Origin of the sequence: Candidatus Poriferisodalis sp. (assembly GCF_965208895.1) — a bacterium.
Lineage (GTDB): Bacteria > Actinomycetota > Acidimicrobiia > Acidimicrobiales > Poriferisodalaceae > Poriferisodalis.
The window spans coordinates 3,074,841-3,100,016 of the sequence record NZ_OZ242363.1 but is presented as its reverse complement, the minus strand read 5'-3'; the positions used below and the strand labels follow the sequence as shown (position 1 = coordinate 3,100,016).

General features: G+C 64.9%; 30 protein-coding genes and 1 pseudogene. 16 read left to right on the top strand and 15 right to left on the bottom strand.

What is annotated here, in order from left to right; translation table 11 throughout:
* Nucleotides 1-23: 23 nt before the first annotated feature.
* Nucleotides 24-230, bottom strand: coding sequence for a hypothetical protein (locus ACOGJB_RS14005; protein WP_419837709.1), 207 nt, complete (start codon nucleotides 228-230; stop codon nucleotides 24-26).
* A 65-nt stretch (nucleotides 231-295) separates the two neighbouring features.
* On the opposite strand from ACOGJB_RS14005, the gene ACOGJB_RS14000 reads away from it, so the two are divergent.
* A complete protein-coding gene (locus ACOGJB_RS14000; RefSeq protein ID WP_419837708.1) occupies nucleotides 296-460 on the top strand; it encodes a hypothetical protein in 165 nt (54 codons plus the stop codon).
* A gap of 102 nt (nucleotides 461-562) precedes the next feature.
* Here ACOGJB_RS14000 and ACOGJB_RS13995 read toward each other — a convergent pair whose 3' ends face one another.
* Nucleotides 563-712: a hypothetical protein gene (locus tag ACOGJB_RS13995; RefSeq protein WP_419837707.1), complete on the bottom strand. Its 150-nt coding sequence runs from the start codon at nucleotides 710-712 to the stop codon at nucleotides 563-565.
* A gap of 187 nt (nucleotides 713-899) precedes the next feature.
* On the opposite strand from ACOGJB_RS13995, the gene ACOGJB_RS13990 reads away from it, so the two are divergent.
* Nucleotides 900-1,364: a Panacea domain-containing protein gene (locus tag ACOGJB_RS13990; protein ID WP_419837706.1), complete on the top strand. Its 465-nt coding sequence runs from the start codon at nucleotides 900-902 to the stop codon at nucleotides 1,362-1,364.
* A gap of 208 nt (nucleotides 1,365-1,572) precedes the next feature.
* On the opposite strand, the gene ACOGJB_RS13985 is transcribed toward ACOGJB_RS13990, so the two are convergent.
* Nucleotides 1,573-1,950 carry a helix-turn-helix domain-containing protein gene (locus tag ACOGJB_RS13985; protein ID WP_419837705.1) on the bottom strand — a complete coding sequence of 126 codons (378 nt, stop codon included), beginning with the start codon at nucleotides 1,948-1,950 and terminating at the stop codon, nucleotides 1,573-1,575.
* Nucleotides 1,951-2,064: 114 nt separating this feature from the next.
* Entirely contained in the window at nucleotides 2,065-4,176 is a 2,112-nt protein-coding gene (locus tag ACOGJB_RS13980) for a GmrSD restriction endonuclease domain-containing protein (protein WP_419837704.1), read from the bottom strand.
* A 196-nt stretch (nucleotides 4,177-4,372) separates the two neighbouring features.
* On the opposite strand from ACOGJB_RS13980, the gene ACOGJB_RS13975 reads away from it, so the two are divergent.
* The gene (locus tag ACOGJB_RS13975) at nucleotides 4,373-4,567 is read left to right on the top strand and encodes a hypothetical protein (protein WP_419837703.1); all 195 of its coding nucleotides are present in this window, start codon (nucleotides 4,373-4,375) and stop codon (nucleotides 4,565-4,567) included.
* 84 nt (nucleotides 4,568-4,651) lie between these two features.
* On the top strand, nucleotides 4,652-6,013 hold the full coding sequence (locus ACOGJB_RS13970; protein WP_419837702.1) for a KAP family P-loop NTPase fold protein: 1,362 nt from the start codon (nucleotides 4,652-4,654) through the stop codon (nucleotides 6,011-6,013).
* Between the two features lie 58 nt (nucleotides 6,014-6,071).
* Here ACOGJB_RS13970 and ACOGJB_RS13965 read toward each other — a convergent pair whose 3' ends face one another.
* Nucleotides 6,072-7,142: a DUF4062 domain-containing protein gene (locus tag ACOGJB_RS13965; RefSeq protein WP_419837701.1), complete on the bottom strand. Its 1,071-nt coding sequence runs from the start codon at nucleotides 7,140-7,142 to the stop codon at nucleotides 6,072-6,074.
* A 481-nt stretch (nucleotides 7,143-7,623) separates the two neighbouring features.
* Between ACOGJB_RS13965 and ACOGJB_RS13960 the strand changes: the two genes are divergently transcribed.
* The 3 genes from ACOGJB_RS13960 (at nucleotide 7,624) to ACOGJB_RS13950 (ending at nucleotide 12,479) form a co-directional block, all read left to right on the top strand.
* On the top strand, nucleotides 7,624-8,796 hold the full coding sequence (locus tag ACOGJB_RS13960; protein ID WP_419840685.1) for an ISAzo13 family transposase: 1,173 nt from the start codon (nucleotides 7,624-7,626) through the stop codon (nucleotides 8,794-8,796).
* 290 nt (nucleotides 8,797-9,086) lie between these two features.
* On the top strand, nucleotides 9,087-10,790 hold the full coding sequence (locus tag ACOGJB_RS13955) for an IS1634 family transposase (RefSeq protein WP_419837700.1): 1,704 nt from the start codon (nucleotides 9,087-9,089) through the stop codon (nucleotides 10,788-10,790).
* 396 nt (nucleotides 10,791-11,186) lie between these two features.
* Nucleotides 11,187-12,479 carry an ISL3 family transposase gene (locus ACOGJB_RS13950; protein ID WP_419837699.1) on the top strand — a complete coding sequence of 431 codons (1,293 nt, stop codon included), beginning with the start codon at nucleotides 11,187-11,189 and terminating at the stop codon, nucleotides 12,477-12,479.
* A gap of 74 nt (nucleotides 12,480-12,553) precedes the next feature.
* On the opposite strand, the gene ACOGJB_RS13945 is transcribed toward ACOGJB_RS13950, so the two are convergent.
* Nucleotides 12,554-13,459: a DUF4268 domain-containing protein gene (locus ACOGJB_RS13945; protein WP_419840746.1), complete on the bottom strand. Its 906-nt coding sequence runs from the start codon at nucleotides 13,457-13,459 to the stop codon at nucleotides 12,554-12,556.
* A 245-nt stretch (nucleotides 13,460-13,704) separates the two neighbouring features.
* Between ACOGJB_RS13945 and ACOGJB_RS13940 the strand changes: the two genes are divergently transcribed.
* The gene (locus tag ACOGJB_RS13940) at nucleotides 13,705-14,805 is read left to right on the top strand and encodes a helix-turn-helix domain-containing protein (protein ID WP_419837698.1); all 1,101 of its coding nucleotides are present in this window, start codon (nucleotides 13,705-13,707) and stop codon (nucleotides 14,803-14,805) included.
* Between the two features lie 55 nt (nucleotides 14,806-14,860).
* Nucleotides 14,861-15,169: a hypothetical protein gene (locus ACOGJB_RS13935; RefSeq protein WP_419840792.1), complete on the top strand. Its 309-nt coding sequence runs from the start codon at nucleotides 14,861-14,863 to the stop codon at nucleotides 15,167-15,169.
* Here the strand turns inward: ACOGJB_RS13935 and ACOGJB_RS13930 are convergent.
* Nucleotides 15,148-15,324, bottom strand: a pseudogene (locus tag ACOGJB_RS13930) (IS3 family transposase); the annotation flags it as partial. The gene ACOGJB_RS13935 and the pseudogene ACOGJB_RS13930 sit on opposite strands and share 22 nt — an antisense overlap.
* A 775-nt stretch (nucleotides 15,325-16,099) precedes the next feature.
* Here ACOGJB_RS13930 and ACOGJB_RS13925 point away from each other — a divergent pair.
* Nucleotides 16,100-16,705, top strand: coding sequence for a uridine kinase family protein (locus ACOGJB_RS13925; protein WP_419837697.1), 606 nt, complete (start codon nucleotides 16,100-16,102; stop codon nucleotides 16,703-16,705).
* A gap of 32 nt (nucleotides 16,706-16,737) precedes the next feature.
* The gene (locus ACOGJB_RS13920; RefSeq protein WP_419840745.1) at nucleotides 16,738-17,730 is read left to right on the top strand and encodes an LLM class flavin-dependent oxidoreductase; all 993 of its coding nucleotides are present in this window, start codon (nucleotides 16,738-16,740) and stop codon (nucleotides 17,728-17,730) included.
* A gap of 99 nt (nucleotides 17,731-17,829) precedes the next feature.
* On the opposite strand, the gene ACOGJB_RS13915 is transcribed toward ACOGJB_RS13920, so the two are convergent.
* Together ACOGJB_RS13915 and ACOGJB_RS13910 are read right to left on the bottom strand one after the other, a co-directional pair.
* Nucleotides 17,830-18,234, bottom strand: coding sequence for a hypothetical protein (locus ACOGJB_RS13915; protein WP_419837696.1), 405 nt, complete (start codon nucleotides 18,232-18,234; stop codon nucleotides 17,830-17,832).
* 199 nt (nucleotides 18,235-18,433) lie between these two features.
* Nucleotides 18,434-19,138 carry a hypothetical protein gene (locus ACOGJB_RS13910; protein WP_419837695.1) on the bottom strand — a complete coding sequence of 235 codons (705 nt, stop codon included), beginning with the start codon at nucleotides 19,136-19,138 and terminating at the stop codon, nucleotides 18,434-18,436.
* A gap of 269 nt (nucleotides 19,139-19,407) precedes the next feature.
* Here ACOGJB_RS13910 and ACOGJB_RS13905 point away from each other — a divergent pair, with 269 nt between their 5' ends.
* The 3 genes from ACOGJB_RS13905 to ACOGJB_RS13895 all read left to right on the top strand — a co-directional run bounded on the left by ACOGJB_RS13905 (nucleotide 19,408) and on the right by ACOGJB_RS13895 (nucleotide 21,399).
* Complete coding sequence (locus ACOGJB_RS13905) at nucleotides 19,408-19,590, top strand: hypothetical protein (RefSeq protein WP_419837694.1); 183 nt, start codon at nucleotides 19,408-19,410, stop codon at nucleotides 19,588-19,590.
* A gap of 57 nt (nucleotides 19,591-19,647) precedes the next feature.
* Nucleotides 19,648-20,079 carry an FAD-dependent oxidoreductase gene (locus ACOGJB_RS13900; RefSeq protein WP_419837693.1) on the top strand — a complete coding sequence of 144 codons (432 nt, stop codon included), beginning with the start codon at nucleotides 19,648-19,650 and terminating at the stop codon, nucleotides 20,077-20,079.
* Nucleotides 20,080-20,367: 288 nt separating this feature from the next.
* The gene (locus ACOGJB_RS13895; protein ID WP_419837692.1) at nucleotides 20,368-21,399 is read left to right on the top strand and encodes a Fic family protein; all 1,032 of its coding nucleotides are present in this window, start codon (nucleotides 20,368-20,370) and stop codon (nucleotides 21,397-21,399) included.
* 135 nt (nucleotides 21,400-21,534) lie between these two features.
* Here the strand turns inward: ACOGJB_RS13895 and ACOGJB_RS13890 are convergent, their stop codons facing one another.
* From ACOGJB_RS13890 to ACOGJB_RS13880, 3 genes are all read right to left on the bottom strand, one after another.
* Nucleotides 21,535-22,182 (bottom strand): SRPBCC family protein, encoded by a 648-nt coding sequence (locus ACOGJB_RS13890; protein WP_419837691.1) that lies wholly within the window; start codon nucleotides 22,180-22,182, stop codon nucleotides 21,535-21,537.
* Between the two features lie 67 nt (nucleotides 22,183-22,249).
* Complete coding sequence (locus ACOGJB_RS13885) at nucleotides 22,250-22,564, bottom strand: type II toxin-antitoxin system PemK/MazF family toxin (RefSeq protein WP_419837690.1); 315 nt, start codon at nucleotides 22,562-22,564, stop codon at nucleotides 22,250-22,252.
* Nucleotides 22,551-22,772: a toxin-antitoxin system protein gene (locus ACOGJB_RS13880; RefSeq protein WP_419837689.1), complete on the bottom strand. Its 222-nt coding sequence runs from the start codon at nucleotides 22,770-22,772 to the stop codon at nucleotides 22,551-22,553. Before ACOGJB_RS13880 ends, ACOGJB_RS13885 begins: the two co-directional genes overlap by 14 nt.
* A 23-nt stretch (nucleotides 22,773-22,795) precedes the next feature.
* Here ACOGJB_RS13880 and ACOGJB_RS13875 point away from each other — a divergent pair, with 23 nt between their 5' ends.
* The gene (locus ACOGJB_RS13875) at nucleotides 22,796-22,936 is read left to right on the top strand and encodes a hypothetical protein (RefSeq protein ID WP_419837688.1); all 141 of its coding nucleotides are present in this window, start codon (nucleotides 22,796-22,798) and stop codon (nucleotides 22,934-22,936) included.
* 259 nt (nucleotides 22,937-23,195) lie between these two features.
* Entirely contained in the window at nucleotides 23,196-23,999 is an 804-nt protein-coding gene (locus ACOGJB_RS13870) for a PP2C family protein-serine/threonine phosphatase (RefSeq protein WP_419837687.1), read from the top strand.
* Between the two features lie 277 nt (nucleotides 24,000-24,276).
* Here ACOGJB_RS13870 and ACOGJB_RS13865 read toward each other — a convergent pair whose 3' ends face one another.
* From ACOGJB_RS13865 to ACOGJB_RS13855, 3 genes are read right to left on the bottom strand one after another with little or no spacing between them, the layout of a single operon-like run.
* A complete protein-coding gene (locus ACOGJB_RS13865; RefSeq protein ID WP_419837686.1) occupies nucleotides 24,277-24,717 on the bottom strand; it encodes a PPOX class F420-dependent oxidoreductase in 441 nt (146 codons plus the stop codon).
* On the bottom strand, nucleotides 24,717-25,010 hold the full coding sequence (locus ACOGJB_RS13860; RefSeq protein WP_419837685.1) for a hypothetical protein: 294 nt from the start codon (nucleotides 25,008-25,010) through the stop codon (nucleotides 24,717-24,719). The genes ACOGJB_RS13865 and ACOGJB_RS13860 overlap by 1 nt, the downstream gene beginning before the upstream one ends.
* On the bottom strand, nucleotides 25,010-25,174 hold the full coding sequence (locus ACOGJB_RS13855) for a hypothetical protein (RefSeq protein ID WP_419837684.1): 165 nt from the start codon (nucleotides 25,172-25,174) through the stop codon (nucleotides 25,010-25,012). Before ACOGJB_RS13855 ends, ACOGJB_RS13860 begins: the two co-directional genes overlap by 1 nt.
* Nucleotides 25,175-25,176 lie beyond the last annotated feature (2 nt).

Below are 25,176 nucleotides of genomic sequence, written 5' to 3'. Positions count from 1 at the left end.
GCGCTCTGCGCTGCGTCGATCGCCTATGCCGCGACCTTGACAGCCATGAACGGATGGCTGGGCGTCGTGGTGGCATGGTTGGCATGGCCCACCCTTACTTGGCTCAACGTTGCTGTGATGCTGGCGACGCTGATGTCAGCGTGGCTCTCGGGTCGCGAGATCGCGAGGTCGAGCAATGGCTGGCGCAGCCCGTATTCGGCCGTTCTCGCAGTCTCATCGCTGCTCTGCATCGTCTTCGTCTTGAGCGCCCTGATCGCCCTGATCGCCCTCGTCCTCCTCATACTCTTGGCCGGGAGTGACTCTGACGAGGAATCCGATTACGGCATCCGGCTCCGTCGAGGCCACCGCCAGCGGCACCCGCCAAGGCATCGAAATCGCCGCCGCAGACGGTCTGGCCCCTCATCACACAGGGCACGCCGACGGCGACACTGGTGATTCCAAGAATGCGCAGCGACCCTGAGGCCGACAAATGTGCTTGACCGGCAGCAGGGTGTCGGCTTAGCAACTCTCGTTGCTGGGTAGCCAGCGTGTGTTGTGCCAAGCCACGCTCAGCGCTATCGCTTCAAGCGACCTGACCTCGGCAGGGGACGTCACCCCCGAAGACGGGACTGTCCTTGCTGATCTGGTTGCTGGGCAGGCGGTGGTCGTAGAGGATGTCCAACGACTTGGAGGTCTTGTGGACGGTGCGATTGAGATCGCTGAAGATCTGCACTCGATATCGCCGACACACAGGCGCCTGCAGCGCAGCCGGGGCTCTTGCCGGGCGTCGCAGGGCGACGGGAACGGGTTTCGCGTGGTACCCCGCTGCCATACTGCTGTCGTACGGCCTGTGTGGTCGTCGGTAGGGCGCCGCAGCCCCAGAAAGAACGACGGGGCGGCCGATGGGAAGGAGGCCGGCGATGGCAAGCGCACATGACTCATCTGACCTCGTGCTGAGCCTGCTCGGGTCGGCCACGACCATGAAGCTGCAGAAGCTGCTGTATTACTGCCAAGGCTGGCACTTGGCGTGGGATGGCGAGGCACTATTCGACGAGCGCATCGAGGCGTGGGCAAACGGTCCCGTCGTCCGCGACATCTACGACCTGCATCGCGGCACGTTCCGACTGAACCATCCGCTCCCTGCTTCCTGGGGCGCTGACCATGAGCGGCTGACCAAGGACGAGCGCGAAACTGTCGAATCCGTCGTGGACTTCTACGGCGACTGGTCCGCGGATCAGTTGTCGCGCGCAACGCACGGCGAACGGCCGTGGATCGAAGCGCGCGAGGGTCTCGCGCCTACTGAACGCGGCACGCGCGTCATCAGCCTTGACACGATGCAGGACTATTTCAGCGGGCTGATGGACCAACAGTCCGAGGATGGCTAAACGCCCGAAGGGCACTCAGCCGAAGCGCTCGAAACAGCACGGCCCCCGCCCAAGCGCAACGCCGTCAGGCCCTGACAACGCTGCCCTCTCGTGAAGGCGCCGGGTTCGGTAACCGTCCGGAGGCAGCCTCGAGGCGAAGCCGGCGTCAGCGCTGCTCGCTGTCCTCACCTTTCGCGAGGCGATGGGGTCCGCTGTCCGAAGCCGCATGTCACTCCCTCCGCTTCGCTGAAGCGGTTCCAGGCCGTCCCGCGTCGGCGAGGAACTCAGCAAAGCGCAGCACCTGTTCCCTGTCGTGATCAGACAGCGCCTTGGTCGCCCGCAACAAGGGTTCGTCCACCTCGAGTTCGGCGCCGTCCTCCTCGAGCAGCCACGCCACGGGACGGCGGTACAGACGACCGAGACGCCTGAGCTCGAGCGATGAGACCCGGCGCTTCCCAGATTCGATGGCCGACACACTTGCACGCGGAATGTCCAGCGCAGTCGCCACATCTTCTTGCAGCAGACCGATGTACTCGCGCGCAAACCGCAAGCGCCGCGCAAGCGCCATCTCTTCTTCGACAGCCGAATCAGGCTCATCCGCGCTCATGACCTGCTCCCCTGCGTTGATGTCACCTAACGCGACACGAATGTCAGAATAACTGACGCCCGCTGTCAAGATGCCCGGCTGAGTGGCTCTCGGGTCGGGAGCGGTGACGGTAGATCACGATTCGTCTTCGCCGTTGCCCATTTGTATTTCGAGGGCTTGGCGGACCAACGCCATCACATGCGGCAGCTGAGCCAGGTCGCCGAGGTGAACTTCGACGTCGCCGTTGCCCCAGCGCCCGAGGTTGGTGATGTCCTTGGCCAGATGTCGCGGGTCGTGCAACTCGTGGAAGTGCATGTTGAGACTGAGGCGAAGCCGGGCCGTCTGGGGGACGACATCGACGAAATTGGTCTCCGCCTTGAACGCGACGTAGTGCTTGAGGAACTCCTCGGTGACGACGGGACTCAGCGCCCCTACTTCGGCGCGGAATGCTTCGAACAGCGTTCGGCTGGCGCTGCCTGCGGCTAGCTGAGGGTGGTCGTCGATCGTGTAGGTGTTGGGCACTCCCCGATCGGGCTGTGTGCCGTATCGCGCAAGCTGTTCCTCGGGCAGATTCACATCCGCCCACACCCTTGCGGCGGTCTCAGCCAGGCGACCAGCGCGGGCGCGGATCGCTCGCTCGTCCCATCGCTCCAGCGATCCCAGTCCCTCGTTGAGCTTCAGGGGACTCATCTTGAAGCCGCCCTCGATGTCGCGCTTACCGACGAAGGAACGATCGCTGTACTCGGAGTTGTAGCCGGTCAGCGTGAGATTGCCGAGCGTATGCAGCCACGTCTCGTGGACTCGCTGCCAATCCGGTCCGAGGTCGCTCTGCCACTCGGCCGACACATCCGGGTTCTGCGGCATGACGTGCTCGATGGTGTAGTCGTCAACGAGAACCCGTTCCTTGCGGCCATGGTTCTCCAGTCGGCGCAGCAAGTAGCCGCAGCTTCGGAAGTTGTAGACATCTCGGTGCTGCAGCTCGCGCTTGAACTCTTCGTCTCTCGGGAATCGCCGATACGACGACAACAGGAGAAACCGCGCCTTGAAGCTCTCCAGATAGCGGTCCTTGTCGAAGTCACGGGCGAATGTCGCGAATGTCGTGTTGAGCGAATTCGTCGGAATCGAACACACCGCCCGACGGAACACATACGCCTCGATCAGCCGAACCGCCTCACAGAGCTCGCCTCGGCTCAGCACGCCTGCGCAGTAATCGTCATACAGCTCAAAGAGCAGCGGGTAGGCGACGTTGGCCCTGAGCTCGCGCAGATCGCGGAAAGCCTCGCCGAGAATGCCATCGGGCTCCTGGCCGAGGGCCATCGAGCAGTAGTAGCCCGCGAACCGATGCACATCGGCGACCAGCCCAACGATCCCCTGCCCCGCTTTCTGCTGCCGACCGGCAAATGACTTGAATTCCTCGTACACGGCCCCGATCTTGGGGATGGAGCCAGTCTTCAACGTGAGATAGTGGCGCATGAAGCCGTCGAAGTGCGCCCCGTAGGACTCCTGCCCGAAGGCGACCTCCATCGGGCGCCAGTAATCCTCGTAGAGCTCAGTCTGCCGGTCGCGCGGAAGGCGCATCAGCACGAAGTTGCGAATGAGGTCGGCCTGGCTTAGTTCACGGCCCGTCGAGTTCATGCTCTCGAAGATGAGCTGCGGGTTGTCCTGGTCGCGACTGAGAGCGATGTCGACGACCATCAGCTTCGCAAGTCCTCGACAGAGTGAGCCGACGTCGTCTCCCAGAGCTGCGATTTGCTTCTCGAAGAACTGGAAGTTCTCCACAATGCGCCAGGACTGTTCGGCCGGCAGCGCCTTCTGCTCGACGAGGGCGATCAAACTCGTCCTGTCGGTTTGCGTGAGCAACAGCTTGAATCGCCGATCGCCGCTCTCCAGACGATTCCGCAGGTAGTACTCCCGAAGCTTGGCGGCCGAGAATCCGTCCACGGGCTCCGCGTCGCCGACATGGCGCGCCAGAGCCTCAAGAATCAGCATCACCGTCGTCAGGCGCTGCTGCCCGTCGATCACCAGCAGCGGCGGCCGGTTCATGACGTGAAATTGGCTCTCCTCGATGTACACGATCGAGCCGACGAAGTGTGCGTCGATTCCGTCGTCACGCCCGCTACGGAGGATGTCGTCCCACAATTGGCGGCATTCGCGCTCGGTCCAGCTGTAGGTGCGCTGGTACACGGGGATCTCGAATTGCGGTGATCTATCCAGGAACTCAAGAAACTTGGCTGCGGTCGCCTTCATTGTCCGGTGCCTCCGACGATGCTCGCATACGTTGCTTCAGTCACCGCCGGAGCGTATGGGCACCGACGTGATTCGGCCTGAGCATTGCGCTGGCTGCGGCTCGCGGGCCTCCGGCTATGAGCATCGAACGGTGACGGAGGACCGACCACAGCGAGCCTTCCCGAGCGAGACGCACTCGTTGGGGCAGAATGCGGCCGTGTCTGTTGGGGGTGACGGAGACGCTGCGGGCGTCATCGATGATTTCTTGAGACGGCACGCCCGCGGCGAGCTACTGGTCGGTACGGGGTTCGCGTCCGCGTTTGGCTTGGGATGGCTGCATCAGCGGACCCGCCGTCGGCCGATCGGGCTGCTGATCGGGGATCTGCGCTGCTGCGGTCCGCAGCGAGGCTGAATTCGGAGACCGGGTCAGTCACTGAATCGCACGATCAGATCCGTAGCGTTCGGCATCGCAGTCAAGCCGGGAGACGGATCGAGAATGGCAACAGCGGAACAAGACAGCGGCGCGCCCCCGCTGACGTTGCGGGCGGCCGACATCAACGTGCAACGCCCCGATGGAGTGTTTGCTGAAGACTGTCTGCAGCGTCAACCAGCCGTCGAGCTGCTGGGCGGCGTGCTCGCTTCCACCGAATCGCCAGCGGTTGTCGCATTGAACGGCAAATTCGGATCGGGCAAGTCGACGTTCCTCAAGATGTGTGCTGCAGTCCTGCGGCAACGAGATGTCACAGTCGTCGAGATCGACGCGTGGCAACAGCGCTACACGGGTGACGCGCTCGTGGATCTCATCGGCGCCCTTAGCGACACCATTCCCACCGAGCAACGGCGGCTGGGCAAAGCCATCGAGTTCGCAGGACGCATCGCAAGAGGCGCTACCTGGGGAGCCGTCAGCCAGCTGACCGGTGGTGTGCTGAGTGCCCCCGAGTTGAATGAGGCCGACTCGTCAGCGGTCGCAGACTGGAACGCCTTCAAGGAGGCCAGAGTCGGCTTGCGCGAGACGATCTCGAAGATCGCCGAAGATCACGGTGGCCGCATCGTCTTTATCATTGACGAGCTTGACCGCTGCCCGCCGCCATATGCGCTGGACGTCCTTGACCGCGTCCGAAACGTGCTGGACATTCCAGGAGTCGTCGTGCTCTATGGCATCACTCGCAGCCAACTCGTCAACGCCGTACAGCAAGAGCAAGGAGCCGGGAGCGACGCCGGCGCCTACTTGGCTCGCTTCTTCGATCGGGAGATTCGGCTACGTGCGCCGAATCGGTTTGAGGCGCTCCAATTTGTGCAGCGACAAATGGCGCGACTGCCGAACCTCGCCGCGCTCTCGCAATCGCCACTGGCCGGTGTATGGGCCGAGTTGCAGGACTATGCAGTAGCAGTGTTGGGTGGGCGGCTCCGGGACCTCCAGCAGTTTCTGTGCACCGCCGACACCGTGCTCTGGCTAGCTCGGCGCGACGAAAATCGAGCGGTTGCGCTCGTGCTGCTCACTCTGCGGCAGGTCGCCCGCGACGCCTACGACGACTTCATAGCCGGCACCATCAACGGATACCAAGCGGCAGCCGCGCTCAACGTGCAGGCATCAAAACGCCCCGGGGTATCTGCCGATTTCACGCCTTGGCTACAGGCCAACCTGATCCTGCGATCCCTCGGCGAAGGCGCGGCGCTTCCCCAGAGCGAGGAATTCGTCGAGAAGTTCACTAGCGCTAAGGCAGGAACAGATCAAGAGGCAGCCATCGCGCACGACACACTGCTGAATCTGTACAACAGCGCCAACAACATCTCCAGGGTGACAGCATCGCTGCCCTACTTGGTCTCGCTCGTCGAGATGTCCGAACCGCCCTCCTGAGCAGCCAGCTTCTCGCAGCTCCGATCAGTTCGGCGCTTGGGAAGCGCATCCGCAGAGGTCACCTGCCGAGGTTGCCCTCGATCTGGCGACGCTCGGGCTCGACGTTCGAGTATCGACGCGGCGTCAGCCATTCGAACCGGATAGGGCGCCCGCTACGAGCGGGACCGATCTGTAGCGCCGAAATGCGCCCGACTCGACCAGATCCGACGAGGGCTTCGACCAGGAGCGTCTCCGCGACGCCCGCAAAGGAGTCGTCGTCCAACCCGAGCTGATCGATGCCAAGCAACGGATTGTCGATCTCGGCCATGAACGCCATGGGACCCAGAGGGTTTGTTTCTCCGAAGAGGGCGACGCGGATAGCGAGTTCAGTGAGATCGGCTGGTGATCGACCGTTGAAACTCGCGTCTAGGAGTAGGGCATCGCCGTGCATAGACCGGCTCTTGGTCGCTTCGATCCGCACGTGCCGCGCGCGGCCAGCTCCGGTTTGAACTGTGACCGTTTGGATGTCGACTTCGTCTGTTCGGCCCGTGCACGTAATACGCGAGGGCTGCGCACGGTGCCAATCGTCAGGACGCATTGACTCGAGTGCAGCGATGACATCGTCGTCGCGGAGGGTCGCCTCGACAACTATGCCGTTGCCGTCGTCCGAGTAGCGGTCGGCCCGGAAGAGTACTTGGCCGACCTTGCACCACGGCGAGCTGTCTGCCGCAGCAAGCTGCGTTAGGCGTCGCTTCAATCCCGCGCTGAGCTCGTCTGGGCTGGAATAGTTGCCGGTCGTATGGAATACGCGGACTTCGTTGAGGAAGTCTCGCTGACGTCCATCCATTCCGGCTGTTGTCGACCACACACTGATGCGCAGTCCAGACCTGACCGCTTCGTTGTACTCGGCGTGCGTAGGCGAGTACCCGGACGGAGCAGGCGTGCCGTATCTCTCGCCAAGGATTCCGACGTAGATGTCCGATGCCTGGACACCTGCCAAGTACGCGGTCTCGACGTCGTCGTCTCGGCCTCCAAGGTGCTCGAACATGGACACCCTGCCGCCCAGGTCTTCGACGATGTTGCACACTGCTCGTCGTTCTGCGGCCATCCCCGCCATCACGCTCGATACGAACACTGTCTGTTCCGACATCCAAGCTCGAACCTCGCTGGTGGCGAGTGGCTCAGGTGGAGAGCGGTCGATCATGACGGACTCGGACGTATCCCCGGCACACATGTCTCCAGCCTTCATCGAATACGCATATCAACGGTGCCAGCGAGGACATGACGCTGGAGCAATCTGCGGAGTTCGTCCTCGATGCGGTCTCGCAACGCCGCAAAGCCCCCAAAGAGCGATCTCCCGCAGTTGGGACAGCAGATCGCGCTCCGAGAGTTGCTGGATGCGCCGATAGGGCTTCCCGGATTGCTCTGCAGCTCCTTGGGATTCTTCAAGCCGACAAGCACTCCGATGTCCCACGCATGTCCGCATCGGCAGTTGATCTGCGCCTTGCAGCGATTGCGTTGCACTTGCTCACACCTCCCGGTAAGGGTCCGCCATAAGATAAATCGTGTGGTGTAGTGTCGGGTGCGTGGAGTTGTCGGCGGACGCGGCGGGAGTGTTCTTCGACACGGTGATGCCGCATCTGGGCGAGCGTCAGCGGCGTGTGGCGGCAGGAGCGCTGGCCGAGGCGCTGGGCCGCGGCGGGCAGGCGTTCGTTGTGGAGGCGTCGGCGATGTCGACCTCGACGGTGTCGCGGGCGGTGCGCGAGGTGCGCGCCGGGGTCGAGCCGTCGCACCGTCAGCGGGCGGAGGGCGGCGGGGACCGCCCGGCGGTCGTCAAGCAGCCCGGCCTGGCCGAGGCGCTCGACGAGCTGGTGCATCCCAGCACGCGCGGCAGCCCGACCTCTGCGCTGCGCTGGACGTTGAAGTCGACCTATCAGCTCGCACGCGAGCTCGCCGCGCAGGGCTTCAAGGCGTCCGCGGAGCTGGTGCGGCGGCTCCTGCACCAGATGGGCTACTCGCTGCAGGCGCCCGCCAAGCAGAACGAAGGCACGTCCCATCCCGACCGCGACGCCCAGTTCGCCTATCTCAACGGCCTAGCGCAGGAGTTCCTCGACGCCGGCGAGCCGGCGGTCAGCGTGGACACCAAAAAGAAAGAGCTGATCGGGAACTACGCCAACAAAGGCACCGAATGGCAGCCCGCCGGCGAGCCGCAGCGCGTCAACGTGCACGACTTCGCGGACCGCTCACTGGGCGAGTTCGCCAAGGCCATCGGCTACGGCGTCTACGACCTCGCCAACAACGACGGCTGGGTCAGCGTCGGCGACACCGCAGACACCGCCGAGTTCGCCGTCAACTCCATCGCCCGCTGGTGGGACACCCTCGGACAGCAGCGGTTCCCCGACGCGACCCGGCTGCTCATCACCGCCGACGCCGGCGGATCCAACGGATACCGGCCACGCGCCTGGAAATGGTTCCTCGCCCGCCTCGCCGCCGACACCGGCCTCGAGATCACCGTCGTCCACTACCCGCCCGGCACCAGCAAATGGAACAAGATCGAACACCGCCTCTTCAGCTTCATCACCATGAACTGGCGAGGCAGACCACTCACCGACATCGCCACCATCGTCGAGCTCATCGCCTCCACCACCACCCAAACCGGACTCACCGTCCAAGCAGCCCACGACCCCAACTGGTACCAACGCGGCATCAAAATCACCGACAAACAGATGAAACAAATCCCGCTGCAACCCCACCAATGGCACGGCGAATGGAACTACACCATCACACCCAACCACGCGACCTAACCCGCGGCGAACCCTAACGCAGCCCGACAGCTACCCAGACCGTCTGCGATCCACCAGCCGCAAGCCAGAGCCGTAACGGTCTCGAGACGGCGACGCTTCCGAGCCCATTCCACTTCGGTACCGAAACGGGACGTACTTCGATCAGTCCCGAATTTGGCGCCTTGGGACGGTTTTTGGTGGGTGTCAGGCCTGTGACCTGCGGTTTTGTGTTCTGCGGGGGTGTTTCGTGACGAAAATGTAGGGGCGACATATTGTCGTCTGTGACGCTGTTTGCGCGCTATGGTGTGGACATGTTCGTGAAGACGACCAGACGTCGCAGGGGCGACAAGACGTACGAGTACCTGTCGTTGGTGGAGTCGGTGCGCGACGGCGCGAAGACCCGTCATCGCACGCTGCTGCGCTTGGGCGAGGTCACCGCTTTGCGCCGCTCGGGCCGGCTGGACCGCATCGTCGCGGCGCTGGTGAAGCACCTGGACACCGAACGCGTCGACGCGGGATCGCTGGAAGCCGACGCGGCGCCGGCGGCGGGCGGCGTGGCTTGCGCGGCGGCTGTGTGGCAGCGTCTCGGGCTGGACGGCTGGTTCGCGGCCGCGGGCGCCGAGCGCGACGCCGGCCGATTGTCCGACGCGGTGTTCGCGATGGCCGCGAACCGTCTGGTCGCGCCGTGCTCCAAGCGCAGGCTGCCCGAGTGGGCCCGATCCGATGTGGTCATGCCCGAGAGCTGGCAGGCGCCGTCGCCGTGGCAGTACTACCGGGCCCTGGACGCAGTCGCCGATCTCAAAGAAGACACCGAGGAGTTCTTGTTCTCACGGCTGTGCGACCTGACCAGCATGGATCTGCGGTTCGTCTGCTACGACCTGACCTCGACGTATCTGGAGGGCGCGACCGCGCCTTCGGAGCGGTTCGAGTCCAAGGCGTTCGGCTATTCCCGTGACCGCCGTCCCGACCGGCCTCAGGTCGTGATCGGCTTGTTGTGCACCGGCGACGGAGTGCCGATCGCGCATCACGTGTTCGCCGGCAACACCGCCGATGCGTCCACCTTGCCCGACGTGCTCGCCGATCTCACCGCACGGTTCGCTGTGGGCCCGATCTGCGTGGTCGCGGACCGGGGCCTGATCTCCGCCGACAACGTCGCCGCGGTCGCAGAGGCCGGCTGCGATCACGTTTTGGCCACCCGCCTGCATCGCGACAAAGCCTGCCAAGAGGCCCTCGAGACCATCGACGACGACACCGAATGGGCCGACGTGCCCGGCTTGAGGTGCCGCGCTGCCGAAGCGATTCTCGCTGACGGCACCCGCGCGGTGATCGTGGAATCCGACGCCCGCATGCGACGCGACACCAAGCGCACCGCCGAGCTCGTCGCCCGCACCGAAACCGCGCTGCTCGCTCTCGAAGACAGGGTCAGAGCCGGCCGGCTCACCGATGCCGCGAAGATCGGACGCGCCGCTCAGCGCATCATCGGCCCAAGCGGCGTCGGGCGTCTGTTCGACCTCGAGATCAGCGACCGACGCTTCGTCTATCACTACGACGAAGACGCCCACGCCTACGAAAAGCTGCTCGCGGGCCGATACGTGCTCACCACCAGCCTCACCGCCCAGCAAGCCTCCGCCGAACGCGTGGTGGCCGCCTATCGGCAGCTCGCCGACGTCGAAGCCCGCTTCCGCACTCTCAAGGACTTCCTGCGGCTGCGCCCCATACGGCACTGGACCGAACAACGCGTCCGCGGCCACATCGCCGTGTGCGTCCACGCCGCCGTCGCCGAGACCCTCATCACACGCGACCTCCAAACCGCCGCAATCGAAGACCCCGACATAGCCGGCCAGCATCTCAGCGCCGCCCGCGCCTTGCGCGAGCTCGACCGCATCCGCGAAGTCCGCCTGCGCGCCGACAACCAACCCGTCACCGTCACCACCCGCCGAAGCCCGCTGCAGACAAAGATCCTCGCGGCCACCGACACCCCCACCCGCCACTGGGACAAAGCCCGCATCGGCTGACGCACCCCCCCTTCCGAGACGATGTAGTGGAAACACCGACCCGCCGCGCCCCCGCTGACCAGCACAAACACAAAACACGCGCCAAATTCGGGTCAGTGCACTGACCGCTCAAAGTACTCCGCTGAACTCGACAGCGTCATCTCTTCTGTGCTCGCCATTGTGCGCGCGGCTGGGCGTGATGGTCGCGGATGCCACCGATCGTGCATCGCCCCGAAGGCGAGGCCATCAAGATTGGGAAGGAACGATGGGCGCTACGCCGCTACAACGAACGGATGGACCGTTCCAAATCGGCGCTTCGCGTTTCCGCGTGGGGTAGGTCGGTGAGGGTCCGGGCTGGATAGGGAGGGATCCCCCAGAATCGGGAGTGTTCGCATTCCTGAGTTCTGGAGGATCCCTGTGCTTGTTGACCCTATGCGTGCGTTGGTGCTGATGGTGGGCCTCGGCGCGGGCGTCGCGGTGACTGGTGTGGCCGGCCGCCGCGGCGGGCCTTTGGTGGTCGAGGTCGAGTTGACCGAGCGGCCGTGCTGCGGCGGCTGCGGCGCCAAGGTGCATCGTCACGGCGTCAGCGAGGTGCGCCTCGCTGATCTGCCGGTGTTCGGTCGTCCGGTGCGGCTGGTGTGGCGCAAGCGCCGCTGGCTGTGCCCCCATCAGGGCTGCCCGGTGCGCACGTTCACCGATCAGGAACCGGCCATCGCGCCGCCCAGGGCGCGCATGACCAGCCGCGCTGCTCGCTGGGCGACCCGCCGGGCGGGCAAGGGACGGGCGATCAAAGAGATCGCGGCCGAGCTGGGCTGCAACTGGCACACCGCTATGGCCGCAGTGCAGCGGTGGGGCCAAGCACTGCTCGAAGCCGACGTCTCACGCACCGAGGGGGTGACGGCTTTGGGTCTCGATGAGATCTTGATGTTCCGCCGCGGCCCCTATCGCGACAAGCAGTGGGGCACCACCATCGTGGACGCCAGGCGGGGCAAGCTGCTCGACATAGTCGCTGGTCGCAGCGCCAAAGGGGCCACACGCTGGATCCGCGGGCGCACCTCGAGATGGCGGCGGCGGGTGCGCTGGGCGGTGATGGACCTGTCGGGGCCGTACCGCAAGGCGTTCACCGATTCGCTGCCCCACGCGATCCAGGTCGCGGACCCGTTCCATGTCGTCAAGCTCGCCAACAGCACCGTCGACGAGGTGCGCCGACGCGTCCAGAACGAGACAACCGGCGGGCGCGGCACCAAACACGACGCCTTGTACCGGATACGGCGGCTGCTGCTCAAGGCACACGAACGCGTCACCGAACGCGGCGAGGCGAAGCTGCGCGGCCTGCTCGCCGCCGGCGACCCCCGCGGCGAGGTCCGCGACGCATGGCACGCCAAGGAGACCCTGCGGATGATCTACCGCATCGGCGACCATGAGGTCGCCGTCGAAGCCATCGACGAGCTGTCCCGCGACCTGCGCGACGAGACCTTCTCGCCGGAGCTGAACCGCCTCGGCCGCACGCTGCGTTCCTGGCGGGTCCAGATCACGAACTGGCACCGCTCGCGGGTGACGAACGGGCCGGCCGAGGCAGCGAACAACCTGGCCAAGCTGATCAAGCGAGTGTCGTTCGGGAACGCCAACTTCGACCACTACCGAATCCGAGTCCTGCTCTACGCGGGGAAACCCGACTGGACCCTGCTCGACACCCTCACCCCACGCTAAAGCGCGAAGAGCCTCCAAATCGCACCGACGACTCATGTCGTCGGTCTCCGGCAGTCCATACCGCGAAGAAGCCCTCAGGGCAGATCCCTGAGCGGCCCGGCGAAGACACGGCGCAGTTCGCCCAAGGCTTCGATAGCCCATGCCCGGTACTGCGGCCAACTCTCGCGATCTGCAGGGTCGACGGGGTCCAGGTAGACGGCGATCCGTGATGCTCGCGCGTTCTCGATGGGTTCCCACCGCAACTCGAGATCACACGACGCCTCGATCTCGGCACGGCTGACCTCCAGCAAGGGCAAGATCGAGTCTCCGTCAGCGATATACACCGACGCCCGGAGGCTGTGATTGGTCTCGCCGGTCGGCCGAGCGAATCCGATCCTGTAACGCACGCCGCTTCGCCCGCTGGGAAAGGACATCGAGTTTGCAGCCTGAGGCTGACGCAAATTGCTCCAATCGGGATGCGCTTCGTTGAATACTGGAAGGAACTCAGTCCACCAGTCGAGATATCCAGCGTTCCAGGCGGAAACGGTCTTGGTAGCAGTCGCGGCACGTGCGCTGCGCAAGAAGTCGTCTGGCTCCACAACGACTTCCAGCCGAACCGCCGCTGGCGAATCACCGATGCGCACTGCGTGGACTTCGACCCCGAAGAAGCCGCTTCCCTCGCCCGACAGCTCGTTCAGCCACTTCAGCGCCGAGCGATGCTCAGGGCGAAAGGACTTCGCGACCAGCACAGCCCAGTGCGCTTCCAGCCCGGCGGCGTAGGTGATCAGCTTGCCCAGGTGGTCGTGGTCGGTGGGCTCGAGGAAGTTCTCGACGACGAGACGGTGACCGGTGTTCGCATCCCGGAACACCACATCAGCCGAGAACGACCCGACAGCGACCTCGTTTCCTTCCAGTTCCAGATCCATCTGGAGCGCCTTGCCGAGATGATCCGGGTGCGCCGCCAGCCACGGCGTGAAGTCTCTGGCCTCGTCCGGCCACACCTCGCGCAACGGAACATCTTCAAGCGACGCAACATCGACCACAGCACTCGCCCCCTCTGCAGACCAGCATCAGAACCGTAGTGACCGTTCGCCTGAATCCAGGTCGGAGAGCCGACGTACATCTAGGCCCCGCGAGATAACGATGAGAAACAGCCCGCGGGTCTCCGCTTAGGATGAGCACGTGACGCCGCACGATCCACCGTCGCTGAAGGCTCAGAATTCGCGGGTGCGTTAGCCTCATGGTTGTGCAGACTGATCTCGCCAGGTGGGCTGAGGTTGGCGCGAGGATCCAAACCGCTCGAATCGAGTCCGGGGTCAGCGCTGCGGCTTGCGCCAAGCATGCCGGCATCGACGAGGCAGACGTAGAGGCCATCGAGCGAGGCGAGCGAGCGGTCAGCGCGACCGAACTGACGAGCCTCGCAGAGTCACTCTCGATGCGGATGGAGTGGTTCTTCCGGGACGCGCCGCAGTCCGTGATTTCACGCCGACAGGGCCGGTCGACGAGCGGCAATGTCTCGGAAATCGACTGGCTCTGTGAACGTCTCGCTCGCGAGATCGAATTCGTACAGCGAATCGGAAACCTCGAATTGGCGGATTCGCCGCGAATCCCCTTCTCGGAGTCCAACGACGCCATGGAGGGTGCTGCGAACCGCACACGCAAGTTGTTGGGCTACGACGGATTCGAACCTGCGCAGCGGCTGAGCGCTCAGACTGTCCGCTTGGGTCTATTGACGTTTTCTCTTCCGCTCGACGACCAGCTCACCGATGGCGCCTCAATCATGCTGGCTCGGGGCGGGTTGGCTGTGGTCAACGGAAGCCACCCTGCGGGCCGGCGTCGCCTCACCCTTGCGCACGAGATCGGCCACTACGTATTCGCCGACGAGTATTCGGTTGATGCGGCCGACTCAAGCAGGGCGTCTCGGGAGGCGCGCATCGACCGATTCGCACGTGCTCTGCTGCTTCCAGTGTCCGCGCTGCGCCGGGAGTGGGGCGGCTCCGACATGAGGACCGACGCCGTGCGAATCGCCAGCGAGTACCGGGTCGACATGTCGACCTTGGCGCGGCGTCTCATCGAGACCAATCTCGCCGATGAAGGCGAAGCGGCGTTTGTGCGCAAGACACGCACACAGCGCTCTGACATCGAGAGCCTCGGGCTGGTCGTCGCTGAAGAGCTGCGGCCCCCCGAGCTGCCGTCCGCATACACCGAAGCGGTGTTGGATCTCGTCAGGCGCGAGCAGATTTCACGAGCTCGATGCGTCGAGCTGCTGCTCGAGACTGTGGGCGAGGACGAACTGCCCGAGCCTCAACCGCGTCCTGCGGAAGCCATCTGGTCGGTCGTTTCCTGACACGGCGCCGACGGCCCGCTCCCTGCTCATATCTTCACTGTTTGATACAGGGCCATTGCGCCACTTCGCCCAAGCTGGCTGGCTCGGCGTTCTTGAGGAGATCGTCGGCGAGCGCCGGGCGCTCGCCCCGACAGCTGTCCTCGCCGAACTGGAATCGACAAGCCACCGGTTTCCCGAAGTCATCGATGCAATCGACGCTTCGTGGGTGATTCACTACTCACTCAGCTCATACGACGAAATCGCGGCGCTGGCCATGTTCGGCGAACTGCTCGTGTCCGGCCGGAAGAACCGGGGCGAAGCCGAGGTACTGGCCCTCGCCGCCACGTTGCCTGCCGAAGCAAACCGGATCCTGCTCGCGGAATAGTGCAGCGCAACGAACTTGCCAGCCGGCGGGTTCACCGTCCCGTGATCAGTACCCAACTCCTTGCGGAGCTGACGCACCGCACGCACAGCCCGTTCCTTCTCCGCCTCGCTGTACCGACGCGTCGTCGGCTTCCCAGGCGACATCTCATGTGGCATGACTCCATCCTCGTATCCAAGATCAGGAGTCTCCAACCAACCCAGAGCGGTTCATGACGAGCGACGGTTCACCCCCAGCGCCTACGCAACTTCAGCCGGCCAGCCAGGACAAAAAGCAGTAGGCCTCGACGCACAGTCTGTGCAACCGTCTTGCGTTCAAACCTCGCGAGCGAAGGTGGCTGATGAGAGTCGGGGCCTACATCGACGGACTGAACCTGTTCTACGGAGGACGCTCGATCTGCGGGCGCGGTCAGGCCGGATGGCGCTGGCTCGACCTCCGCCAACTCGCATTGCGCCTGATTCGTGGAACCCCTTCGTGGGTTGCTCGGGGTGCAGTGGTTGATCGAGTCGTCTACTGCACAGCGTTCGTCGACGGGCGCAGAAACAGCAACGGCAGGAGTCATCAAGATCGCTATGTGGCGGCGCTGCGGCGTCACCAATCGTTTGACCGAATCCTCTTGGGCAGGTTCGTGGCAAGAGTCGTGCGGTCACCGCTCGCGAGAGCCGTCTGCGCGTGCCGGTAGGAACCGTCAACCCGAGCAACCGGTGGCTTGCAGGCGATCTCGCAGGCCATCCCAACGACGGCGTCGGCGGCCACTGGTGGCGACAGCTGACTGTGACCGACTTCACCAGCTGCCAACTTCCCGACTCGGTTGGCGCATTGTCCAAGCCGACCGGGTGGTAGGCAAAAGAAAACCCGGCCCCTGAAGGGCCGGGTGGTCTAGGTGCCCACCGTAGATGGTGCCATTCGCGAACGCAATGCAATTGGAGATGCATGTCGCCAAGTGATGCGTTCTCGGGTGATCGGATCGGTCCGGCAGACATCGTGCGGCTGGCGTCGTCGATGGGTTCGCGGGTGCGGATCGGCATCGACGGACCGGGCGGCTCCGGCAAGAGCAGGCTGGCTGCTGAGCTGATCCGTTGCTGGCCGACAGCCGCCACGCTCGTTCACGGAGACGACTTCGGGCGACCGACTATCGATCCAGCTTGGTCCGAGCAGCGCATCGGCGGTCTCTTCGACCTCGCTCGGCTGGCAACAGAGATGCTCGATCCCCACGAACACGACGCGCCCATTCGCTACCGGCGCTACGACTGGAGCGAAGACCGGCTCGGCGAATGGATCACCGCGCCCCATGACGGCACGCTCATCGTCGAGGGCGTCTACTGCACCCATCCGTCGATCCGCGACCGATACCACTACCGGATCTGGGTCGAGGCGGACCGTGCCACACGGCTCGCCCGGGGACTGGCTCGTGACGGCGAGGAAGCTAGATCCCGCTGGGAAGACGTCTGGATGCCCGTCGAGGATCGCTACCGGGCCGAGCACCGTCCCGACGCCGCGGCCGACCTCGTGATCGACACCACCTACTCTCGATGCTGACCCACCAACAGGGAGAATCTGACATGGCCGACATGAAACTGGCGCTGTACCTGCCGAACTTCCGCGACCACGTGACCGTCAAAGAGCTCGAAGACCTCACCGAACTCGCCGAAGAACTGGACTTCGACTCGATCTGGACACTCGACCGCATCGTCGTGCCTGAAGCATCCGACCGCGGGGAGCTCCAGTACCCGTTCGGGATGATGGAGCAGTTCCCCACGCAGCTCCCCGTCACGGCCCGCGGCCAGTGGTTCCAGGGCTGGCCGCTCATTCCCTGGCTCGCCGCGAAGACCTCGAAGTGCCGGATCGGCATGAGCATCACCGACACGCCATACCGCTCGCCCGGCGTGTTCGCCGCCGAGATCGCCACGGTCGATCACCTGTCCAACGGGCGCGTGAACGTCGGCGTCGGCTCGGGCTGGATGCCCGAAGAGTTCGCTGCCGCAAGCGCAGCACACCTCTTTCCGAAGCGGCACAAGCACGTGCGCGAGACGATCGAGATCTGCCTGGGCATCTGGACGAACGACCTGTTCGAGTACCACGGCGAGTTCGCAGACTTCGACCCCAGCGGGTTCGGCCACAAGCCGGTCCAAGATCCGCATCCGCCGATCTTCATGAGCGGCCTGAGCAACCCGGCCATCTCCGCCAAGCGGGTGGCCCAGTACAACCTGTCCGGCTGGATCGGCATTCAGGACACACCCGAGGAATTGACCGGGTGGCTCACCGCCTTCGGCGACGAACTGGACAAGCTCGACGGCTCGCACAGCGTCGACGACATGGAGATCTCCAGCATGTGCTGGTTTGTGATCACCGACGAGCCGACCGATCAGACCCCCAACGGCAAGCTGACGAACCTCCTGGCGGGCACCGCCGAACAAATCACACAGAACCTGATCGACCTGAAGGCAGCGGGCATGACCATGCCCCTCCTGTGGCCGCCGTTCAGCGATGTGCCGGTATCGAAAACACTGGAAGATCTCCGCCAGCTCAACTCCGAGATCATGCCCCAGGTGAACGCTGCCTAGGAGACTGCTGATTTATTCGGTTTCGGCACCTACGGCAAGTCTCTGACCTGCGGTTTTGCTCGGGCCAAAGGGGCGATCCGGGAATTGCTCAGCAGTCTCCTAGCCGCTGCGCCGAACCGCGGCGACCAGCCCGACCGCGAAGCCGACGAATTCGATGAGCGCCAGGCTCAGTGCTGTGTGGAAGAACACGCCTGCGCTGTCGCCGACGACGTTGGAGTGCAGGTCCGGGCTGTCGATCACGAAGTGCAGCAGGTAGCCGAACACGAACGACGCATACATCGACGCGGCGAACAGCGCAGCGCCCAGCCGGACGCTGCGACGGAACGCCAGCCACACGGCGGCGAGCGGCATGAGCGTCACGACGATCGCGATGTATGCCTGCTGAGCGGCCGGGATGGGAACGTCTGCGGCCGCATGGCCATAGGTGTGCGTCAACCCCACACCGAGATGCAGCGCTGCGATCCCCGCCAGCGTGACTTGCTCGAACCTCGCAGACGCAGCCATGACCACCCATTGTGACGGGCGGCCGACCGCGAGCGATCTCCGGTTCATCCGTCAGCACACACCGCGCTCGGCGGACGCCCGGCCCGAGCCGTAGCGGTGACTTCGTCGAATTCGTCGGCTGCTGCGCCTGCAGCAGTTCCTCGAGAGGCACGCCGACCAGGTGAGCACTCTGAACGAGCGTCACCGCCGCTTCAACCCCTCAGTAGTCGTGGCCCGCGACCCGCCTGGCCCGGCGCTTGCGCCACTTCGCGCGTGCGGCGAACGCCAGCACGATCGCAAACAGGACTCCGCCGATCACAGGAATCAACGTGCTGCTGGCATCGCCAGTTGTCCCTGCGTGCAGCACCTTGGGAATGTCGTCCGGCTCGCTCAGGTCGATGACCCAAACCAGCGTCGATCCCTCGCTCGAATCCGCGTTGTGCTGCAACGCAGTGCCGGGCAGCGTCAGCGAGAGGGCGAACGTCGGCCGCAGCCCACCGACAACCTCGAATGGCGGCCCTCCATGCTCCAGGTAATCGCCGATGAAACTCGTGTCGAGCTCGAAATCCCAGCCGCCGCCGGCGATGCGCCGGAACTTGGGGCCTCGGTTGTCGGCGAGTGCGGCGAAGACCTTCTCCGACTCGTCGGAGGACCATGAGGTCGTCGCGACATAGCTGCAGCGGCCGTCGGCATGACGGCTCTGGATGCGGGTCTCGACACTTGCAATGCGGGGCTGCACCGGTCCGGCGCCTTCGAACTTCCTGATGAGCTGCAAGCACGCAGCCGGCATTGCAGCGCCTTCGCCCTCCGCATCGAGCTCGACGACATCGTCATCGAATCCATAGCGCCACTCGAAGGTGCCCGACCCGTCGTCGTGCACGACGACATTCCACGAAGCCTCGACGCATCCAGCTGTCAGCAGCACAGTCGCGCAGGCGATCAGTGTGATTCGGGCTCCGAACCACCGGCGGGACGAGCGTTGTCGCTGCCGCCCGCACCGTCTCATGGCACCACGGTAGTGACGGCCCCACCAGGGCACGGTTCCTGCCGCCTCGCGCCCATCATGGCGGCGACCCACTGCGACGGCCTAGCCATCGCACGGCTGCCACCGCGTCGCCACAGCGGCGAGGCCCGCATACGAAAGTGACATCATGTTCTGAGTTACCGGCCCCCGCACCCTGAAGGGTTGCGTTCGTGAACGCTGAGGATGCACGAGCCAAGTCCGGAAGGAGCCGTGGCGACGTGAGACTCGAAGCATTCGACCAGCGGGCGTCCAGGCCCGAGATGATCCTGCGAGCGAACGAACAAGCGGGAACCAACCAGGTGCACCGCACCGAACAGATGACTTCCGGCGACGCCAGCACACATGGCCACTGAACCGACAACCCCCAAGGGCCTGAGAACACGACAGACGATCCTCGACGCGGTGTCGAAGTGGAGCACGACGGCACGCCGCTCATGCTCGACCGGACGACGATCCTGCCTGCCTGCGCGCCTGCGGGCAAGAGCATTCTGGACCTGCTCATCGGGCGCGACCGCGCCAAGGCGCTCATCGGGCGCGACGACGAAGAGATCAAGCGCCAGATGCTGAGCGCCGTTCGCCGCAAGGCGCCGCCGGGCTCCGCCCTTCCCGCCGACGACGAGGGGCTGTTTTTTCGGGTGTACCGCTGGGAAGAGGCCTTGTGCATGGGGACACCGGGAATGCTGGCCGCAGCGGCGGACATCCCTGGCCAGCTCGCCCCCCATATCGACAACCTGTTCCTGGCGGGCGACTACATGGCCGTGCCGTCGGTCAACGGCGCCCTCTCCAGCGGCTGCAGCGCCGCACACGAGGTCGCCGACCGATTGGCGTCGCCCGCCGGTTAGACGCTGATGTCGGGAACGCTGCGCCGCGGGCCTCGAAGGTGCACGTGACCTCGGACTCCGGGGCTGCCGCTGCCGTATTCCCAGTTCATTGCGATCACACGGATGCTGGTTGCCATCATGCAGATGCGCTGATTCTTCCCCACATTGAACCAATACGGAGCATTCACTTGATATTCTTCCGTAATGGCGGGGCATTCGGAAGGAACTGCGGGGAAGACCGCATCTTTCGAGTGGCGCGGCCGCACGGTGGCCGCCTGGGTTCCTGCAGAGCTTCGTCACCGTGACTTGGTGCTGAAGACATCCGCTGTCCGCTCGGCTGAGCGGGCGGTGGCAGCGTTGCGGCTCGCAGATCAGCGATTGCCGGTCGCGTGGGAAGCACTTGCGCGGTTGCTGTTGCGTCACGAGGGCATCGCATCATCTGGGATCGAAGGGCTGCGTGAGCCTGTGACTGCTGTGCTCGTCGCTGAACGCATCGGCGGGGGCGGGACCGCCGGATGGGTAGCAGACAACCTGGCAGTGATCGACACGGTCTTGCAGACAGCGCACGAGCCGCTGAGCATCGAATTGCTGCACGAATGGCACGCAAGACTGATGCGCAACAGCGACCTGCCTACCGAGCTCATTGGCGTGTTCAGGCCGTCGCCGGGATGGGTCGGCGGCAGCTCTCCCCTCGATGCGGCCTACGTTCCTCCGCCGGCGGCAGAGATCCCGCGGCTCACCGATGACCTCGTGGAGTTCGCGGATGCCGCCGATGATCTCGATGCGGTGTCACGTGCTGCGATAGCTCATGCGCAGTTTGAAGCGATCCATCCTTACGGCGACGGGAATGGCCGGCTCGGGCGGGCGCTGATCAGTCGCATTCTGCGGCGCGGCGGCGCAACGCAGCGCTCGGTGGCGCCGATCAGCTTGGCCATCGCCTACGACCCAGGCGGGTATCTGTCCGGGCTGCGGCTGTTCGAGGCCGGCCACACCGCGCCGTGGGTGCAGTGGTTCTCCGGGGTCGTCGAGCGCGCAGCGGGTCTTGCCGACGGCATCGTGGACGAGTCCCAGGAATTCGTCGAACAATGGCGCCGCACAACCAGGTCGCTCAGGCACGACAGCGCCGCCCGGGCACTGCTGGAGCACCTGCCGGGGCACCCCGTCATCAACTCAGCCGATGTCGCCGAATTGCTCGACGTCAGTGAGCGCACCGGTCGTACCGCTCTCGCGACGCTCGCCAAGCATCAGGTGCTCAGTGAGATCGATGCCGGCGCAGGCGAGGTCGGCCGGGCACGCCGTTGGTATGCAGCCAGCGATCTGCTCCAGCTCTGGAACACCTAGCTCAGCCCGCCGATCTTCACGGCGAGCTGAGCGGTACAAACATGCTGGCGAGCGAAGCGCCCGCTAACGATCGGTCGATGCGAGGCGCGCACCGCCGGCGCGGTCAAAGTTCTCGCCGGAGCAGCGGCGCGCCGGCTAGGCGTTGTCGTCGGGGCTGTCGGTTCCGGTGTAGAACGCGAGCGTGCGCGCCGCGGCGGCTCGCGCTTGGTCGGGGTTGCCTCCGGCTGCGATCTCGGTGTCGGCCCAGGCGACGCTGCTGCCGGCCATGAACTCGTTGAACAGTCCCCCGACGGCGGGATCGGCCGGATCGAGCGGCGGTGCATCCGGTGCTGCGAGGTGCTCGGCGATGCCGAGCAGCGCCAGTTCCCACCCAATGCCGGTCGCGCCAGCGCCGTATTGCTCCCACCACTCAGGCGGGATCGCGGCGGCGTGCTCGAGCGTGAGGTCGGTGCGGTCGCCCGATGGGGCCAGGGTTGCATCCACCCAGCTGATGTCGCCGTCGAACTCCCAGGTCACGCTGATCAGTCGTGGCTTGTCGCAGGCGACGATGTCGCCGCTGGCGTTGCCCTCGATGTCGAACCGGCCGCCGACCCGGAAGTCCCCGCTGGTCGGACCGAGCCAGATCCGGATCCGCTCCGGCACGGTGAGCGCGTCCCACAGCTCCTCAGGCGCAACGCCGAACGTTCTAGAGATCGTCACCACCCACATCTGCTGGCCGTCGCGGCTCGTCGTGGACAGCGAACGCCGGGCTGCCCCAAGGTGTTCAGCAGCCGTGAAATTCATGCCACGACTATTTCAGAAGATGCCAATGCGACGTGCCGTCGAAGTTCGACTACGGCGGCCGGCTGGGTCAGAGCCCGATCAATTCGGCGATGAGTTCGCGGATCTGTCGCAGCACGACGAGACCGACATTCGTGCCCGTGACCTCGATGACACGGTCGGCGCTGAGGGTGGTGGGCAGGTGCGCTTGAGCGACACCGAGACCGACGACTTCGACCTCGCTCAGCCACCCTCGCTTGGTCGTCGTGCACGGGACAACCACGATCGCGTGCTGCCGAAACTCGAGCACATCATCGGACGTGACGACGATCGCCGGTCGCACGAAGCCCGGCTCGCCCCTCGCTGGCGTCCCGAAGTCGCAGCGGACGACATCACCCGCTCGCATCGGCGACATCGCTCGCAGACGCATCCAGCACGGCTTCGTCGGCGTCATCTAGCGGGACGCTCGCGAGCTGAGCTCCCATGATGCGGCGGCGTTCCCGCCGGATCAGCTTCTCGATCTGCGCGTCGAACGTCAGCCCCTCACGATCGGCAAGCTGACGCAAGGCATCCCGGGTCCGCACCGAGACCTTGATGGTAGTCGACCCGTGCATACCAATGAGTATACCTATCGTGAATGCCGCACACAGGCGTCCTGGTAGCCATTCGCCTCTCGCGCGTGCCCGATCTGGCGAGGCCGAACAAGGGCTGGATCCGAGCGCTGCGCACCGCCGACCGCCGAGACATCTCCCCGCTGCTCAGCTTCGCCCGAAGCTGAAGGGCGCCGCTGAGTTCTCGCATTCAGCACGTTCCTTTGGGAATCATCGGCAGCCAGCACCAGATGAGTGCTTGCAGCGCCCCTGCGGAATACGGCACGAGCAGCCACCATCGCGCCGGCAAGAGATGACCGGTGACGAGGGACACGAAGATGCTTCCGACGACGGCGCGGGAGTTTGCGAGGCGGTCCGTGAAATGCGTTCTTGAGATGTCGCATCTCCTCGGTACGGTCGCGGCAGCACTCGAATTGGGCACTGGACATGACCGCGGACTTGATTAGCGACATTGCGACCCGCACTGAGATCGGTCTCCGAGACCGCCAGGAAGACCGCGTCCGCTCTGTCGAGAACACTGACGGATCGTGGGTGATCGCTGTGGCAGACGGGCTCGGCGGGCACCCGTTCGGCGACGAAGCCGCGCAGGCCGCGGTTGACGCGCTGCCCGAGCGCATCGCCACCGTCGCCGAGATGACGGCCGCGTTCGACGCGGCGAATGCGGCGGCGTGGGCGCTGCACCCAGAGACGCGCTCCCACAACGAGGGGCTGTCGTCGGCAATCGCGCTCACCACGCTGGTCGTCGCGTCATGGACGCCCCAACGAGGGTTGCTGCTGTCGTGGGTCGGGGACTCGATGGGATTCGTGGTTCCCCTCGGCGACGGACCGGGTTGGCACAGCACCCCGCACAATGACCCCTTCGGGTTCATCAGCCGCTGCATCGGCATGTCCCGCGCCGGCCAGGACAGCTTCGACCTGCCGCCCGGCGACGTGGATCATCTCGGTGACGACGTGCGTAGCGAACGCGTGGATCGCTGGATCGAAGGCGGCGGCCTGCTGGTCGTGCTGGCCACGGATGGATTGTTCCCCCCGATTCTGGACGCTCACGACCGGGGTTGGTTCAGCGACGATCCTGATGACAACAGCCTCGGCTTCGCGCTGCCAGCAGATCGACGCGCCTCTGCGGCGGACGCGGCGGACACGCTGATGAACACGGCCCGGTTCGCCGGACTCCAGGACAACATCACGATCGCAGTCGCACGCATCACACCCGATGCCTCACAGCGTTAAACGACAGCACCGTGACTTCAGGTCGTGCCAAAAGACATGCCTGCCGCGCCGTCGGGCTCATTCCCCGCCAAGATCGCCGCTGTCGCAGTCGCCGCGGTCAGCACATTGCTTTTGGGCGAATCTCCACATGGTTCCTCGGCCCCGTGGTGGTCCTCACCGGCCGCTGCTGGAAGCGTCCGCATCACGCACACACATCCTCACGAGAAGCGACATCTAGCCCGGGCGAACCACCAGCTGGAACTTGAGGATGCCGTCGTCGGCGACGGCACCGGCGGAATCAGTCGGTCACCCCATCCGCACCGACCAGCGTCGTCGCCGTGACGCGTACCAGAATCTCGTCGGCGCCGCTATTGCGAATCCCGAACGCTTCGGCCCGATCGTCGCCGACGTAGCGACGGCAGGTCTCGGTCGCCCAGTGCCGCAACGCGGCGGCATCTTGTTCGTAGGTGATGATGCTCGCCGTGCCATCCACGCGTGCGAAGGCGTACGGCATCTCCATGAGGTCGACGCAGATCGACACCCGCGGGTCGCGCCGCAACATCTTCGCCTTGCCGCTGTCCTTGCCGGTCATGAACATAAAGTCGCCGGTCGCTGGATCGACGACGAACCAGATCGGGGTGACGGTGGGGCTGCCGTCCTTGCGCACCAGCGCGAGCTTGCCAGTGCGGGAACCAGTGGTCATGAACTCGACCACTTCGTCTGGCGACATCGGGCGCATCAGGCCTCCTGGGGGCTGAGGTCGTAGCTGGCGACCGTGCAGCTGACGGCGAAGATCGGGATCGGCTCACAGAAATGAACGGTGCCTTGGGCTCCACCTGCCGCCGCGCTCACCGCCACGAAGGTGCGGATCTCGAACCCGCCCTGGCCGGCATCGACGTAGACGTTGAGGTCGTCGTAGTCGAGGAGGGCATCACGGTCGTTGCGGCACCAGCGATCCAAGAAATCGAGGTCCCACTCGTAGTTGATCCTCCCGGGGGCGTGGCTGCACACACCCGCGTAGACGAGCGGCATCAGATGCCTCCTTCCTGGCCGAGCGATTCGCTGTGGGCCCGAGTGCCTTCGTAGCCGGTCATGGCATAGACGCCCTCGCGGACCGGGCCGTACAACTCCACGCCGTCGCGCATCTGCTGGAGGTAGTCCTGCCACTCGATCTGATGCAGCGCCGCGAAGTGCATGA

Excerpts from the sequence above, each read along its gene's own strand:
- ACOGJB_RS13925 (WP_419837697.1), top strand. The coding sequence starts at position 16,100 with ATGTCGCCAAGTGATGCGTTCTCGGGTGATCGGATCGGTCCGGCAGAC.
- ACOGJB_RS13970 (WP_419837702.1), top strand. The coding sequence starts at position 4,652 with ATGGCAACAGCGGAACAAGACAGCGGCGCGCCCCCGCTGACGTTGCGG.
- ACOGJB_RS13875 (WP_419837688.1), top strand. The coding sequence starts at position 22,796 with ATGCCGCACACAGGCGTCCTGGTAGCCATTCGCCTCTCGCGCGTGCCC.
- ACOGJB_RS14005 (WP_419837709.1), bottom strand. The coding sequence starts at position 230 with ATGCAGAGCAGCGATGAGACTGCGAGAACGGCCGAATACGGGCTGCGC.
- ACOGJB_RS13960 (WP_419840685.1), top strand. The coding sequence starts at position 7,624 with ATGCCGCATCTGGGCGAGCGTCAGCGGCGTGTGGCGGCAGGAGCGCTG.
- ACOGJB_RS13985 (WP_419837705.1), bottom strand. The coding sequence starts at position 1,950 with ATGAGCGCGGATGAGCCTGATTCGGCTGTCGAAGAAGAGATGGCGCTT.
- ACOGJB_RS13980 (WP_419837704.1), bottom strand. The coding sequence starts at position 4,176 with ATGAAGGCGACCGCAGCCAAGTTTCTTGAGTTCCTGGATAGATCACCG.
- ACOGJB_RS13990 (WP_419837706.1), top strand. The coding sequence starts at position 900 with ATGGCAAGCGCACATGACTCATCTGACCTCGTGCTGAGCCTGCTCGGG.
- ACOGJB_RS13890 (WP_419837691.1), bottom strand. The coding sequence starts at position 22,182 with ATGAATTTCACGGCTGCTGAACACCTTGGGGCAGCCCGGCGTTCGCTG.
- ACOGJB_RS13860 (WP_419837685.1), bottom strand. The coding sequence starts at position 25,010 with ATGCCGCTCGTCTACGCGGGTGTGTGCAGCCACGCCCCCGGGAGGATC.
- ACOGJB_RS13920 (WP_419840745.1), top strand. The coding sequence starts at position 16,738 with ATGAAACTGGCGCTGTACCTGCCGAACTTCCGCGACCACGTGACCGTC.
- ACOGJB_RS13965 (WP_419837701.1), bottom strand. The coding sequence starts at position 7,142 with ATGTCGGAACAGACAGTGTTCGTATCGAGCGTGATGGCGGGGATGGCC.
- ACOGJB_RS13865 (WP_419837686.1), bottom strand. The coding sequence starts at position 24,717 with ATGCGCCCGATGTCGCCAGACGAAGTGGTCGAGTTCATGACCACTGGT.
- ACOGJB_RS13870 (WP_419837687.1), top strand. The coding sequence starts at position 23,196 with ATGACCGCGGACTTGATTAGCGACATTGCGACCCGCACTGAGATCGGT.
- ACOGJB_RS13885 (WP_419837690.1), bottom strand. The coding sequence starts at position 22,564 with ATGCGAGCGGGTGATGTCGTCCGCTGCGACTTCGGGACGCCAGCGAGG.
- ACOGJB_RS13955 (WP_419837700.1), top strand. The coding sequence starts at position 9,087 with ATGTTCGTGAAGACGACCAGACGTCGCAGGGGCGACAAGACGTACGAG.
- ACOGJB_RS13915 (WP_419837696.1), bottom strand. The coding sequence starts at position 18,234 with ATGGCTGCGTCTGCGAGGTTCGAGCAAGTCACGCTGGCGGGGATCGCA.
- ACOGJB_RS13880 (WP_419837689.1), bottom strand. The coding sequence starts at position 22,772 with ATGCACGGGTCGACTACCATCAAGGTCTCGGTGCGGACCCGGGATGCC.
- ACOGJB_RS13855 (WP_419837684.1), bottom strand. The coding sequence starts at position 25,174 with ATGCACTTCGCGGCGCTGCATCAGATCGAGTGGCAGGACTACCTCCAG.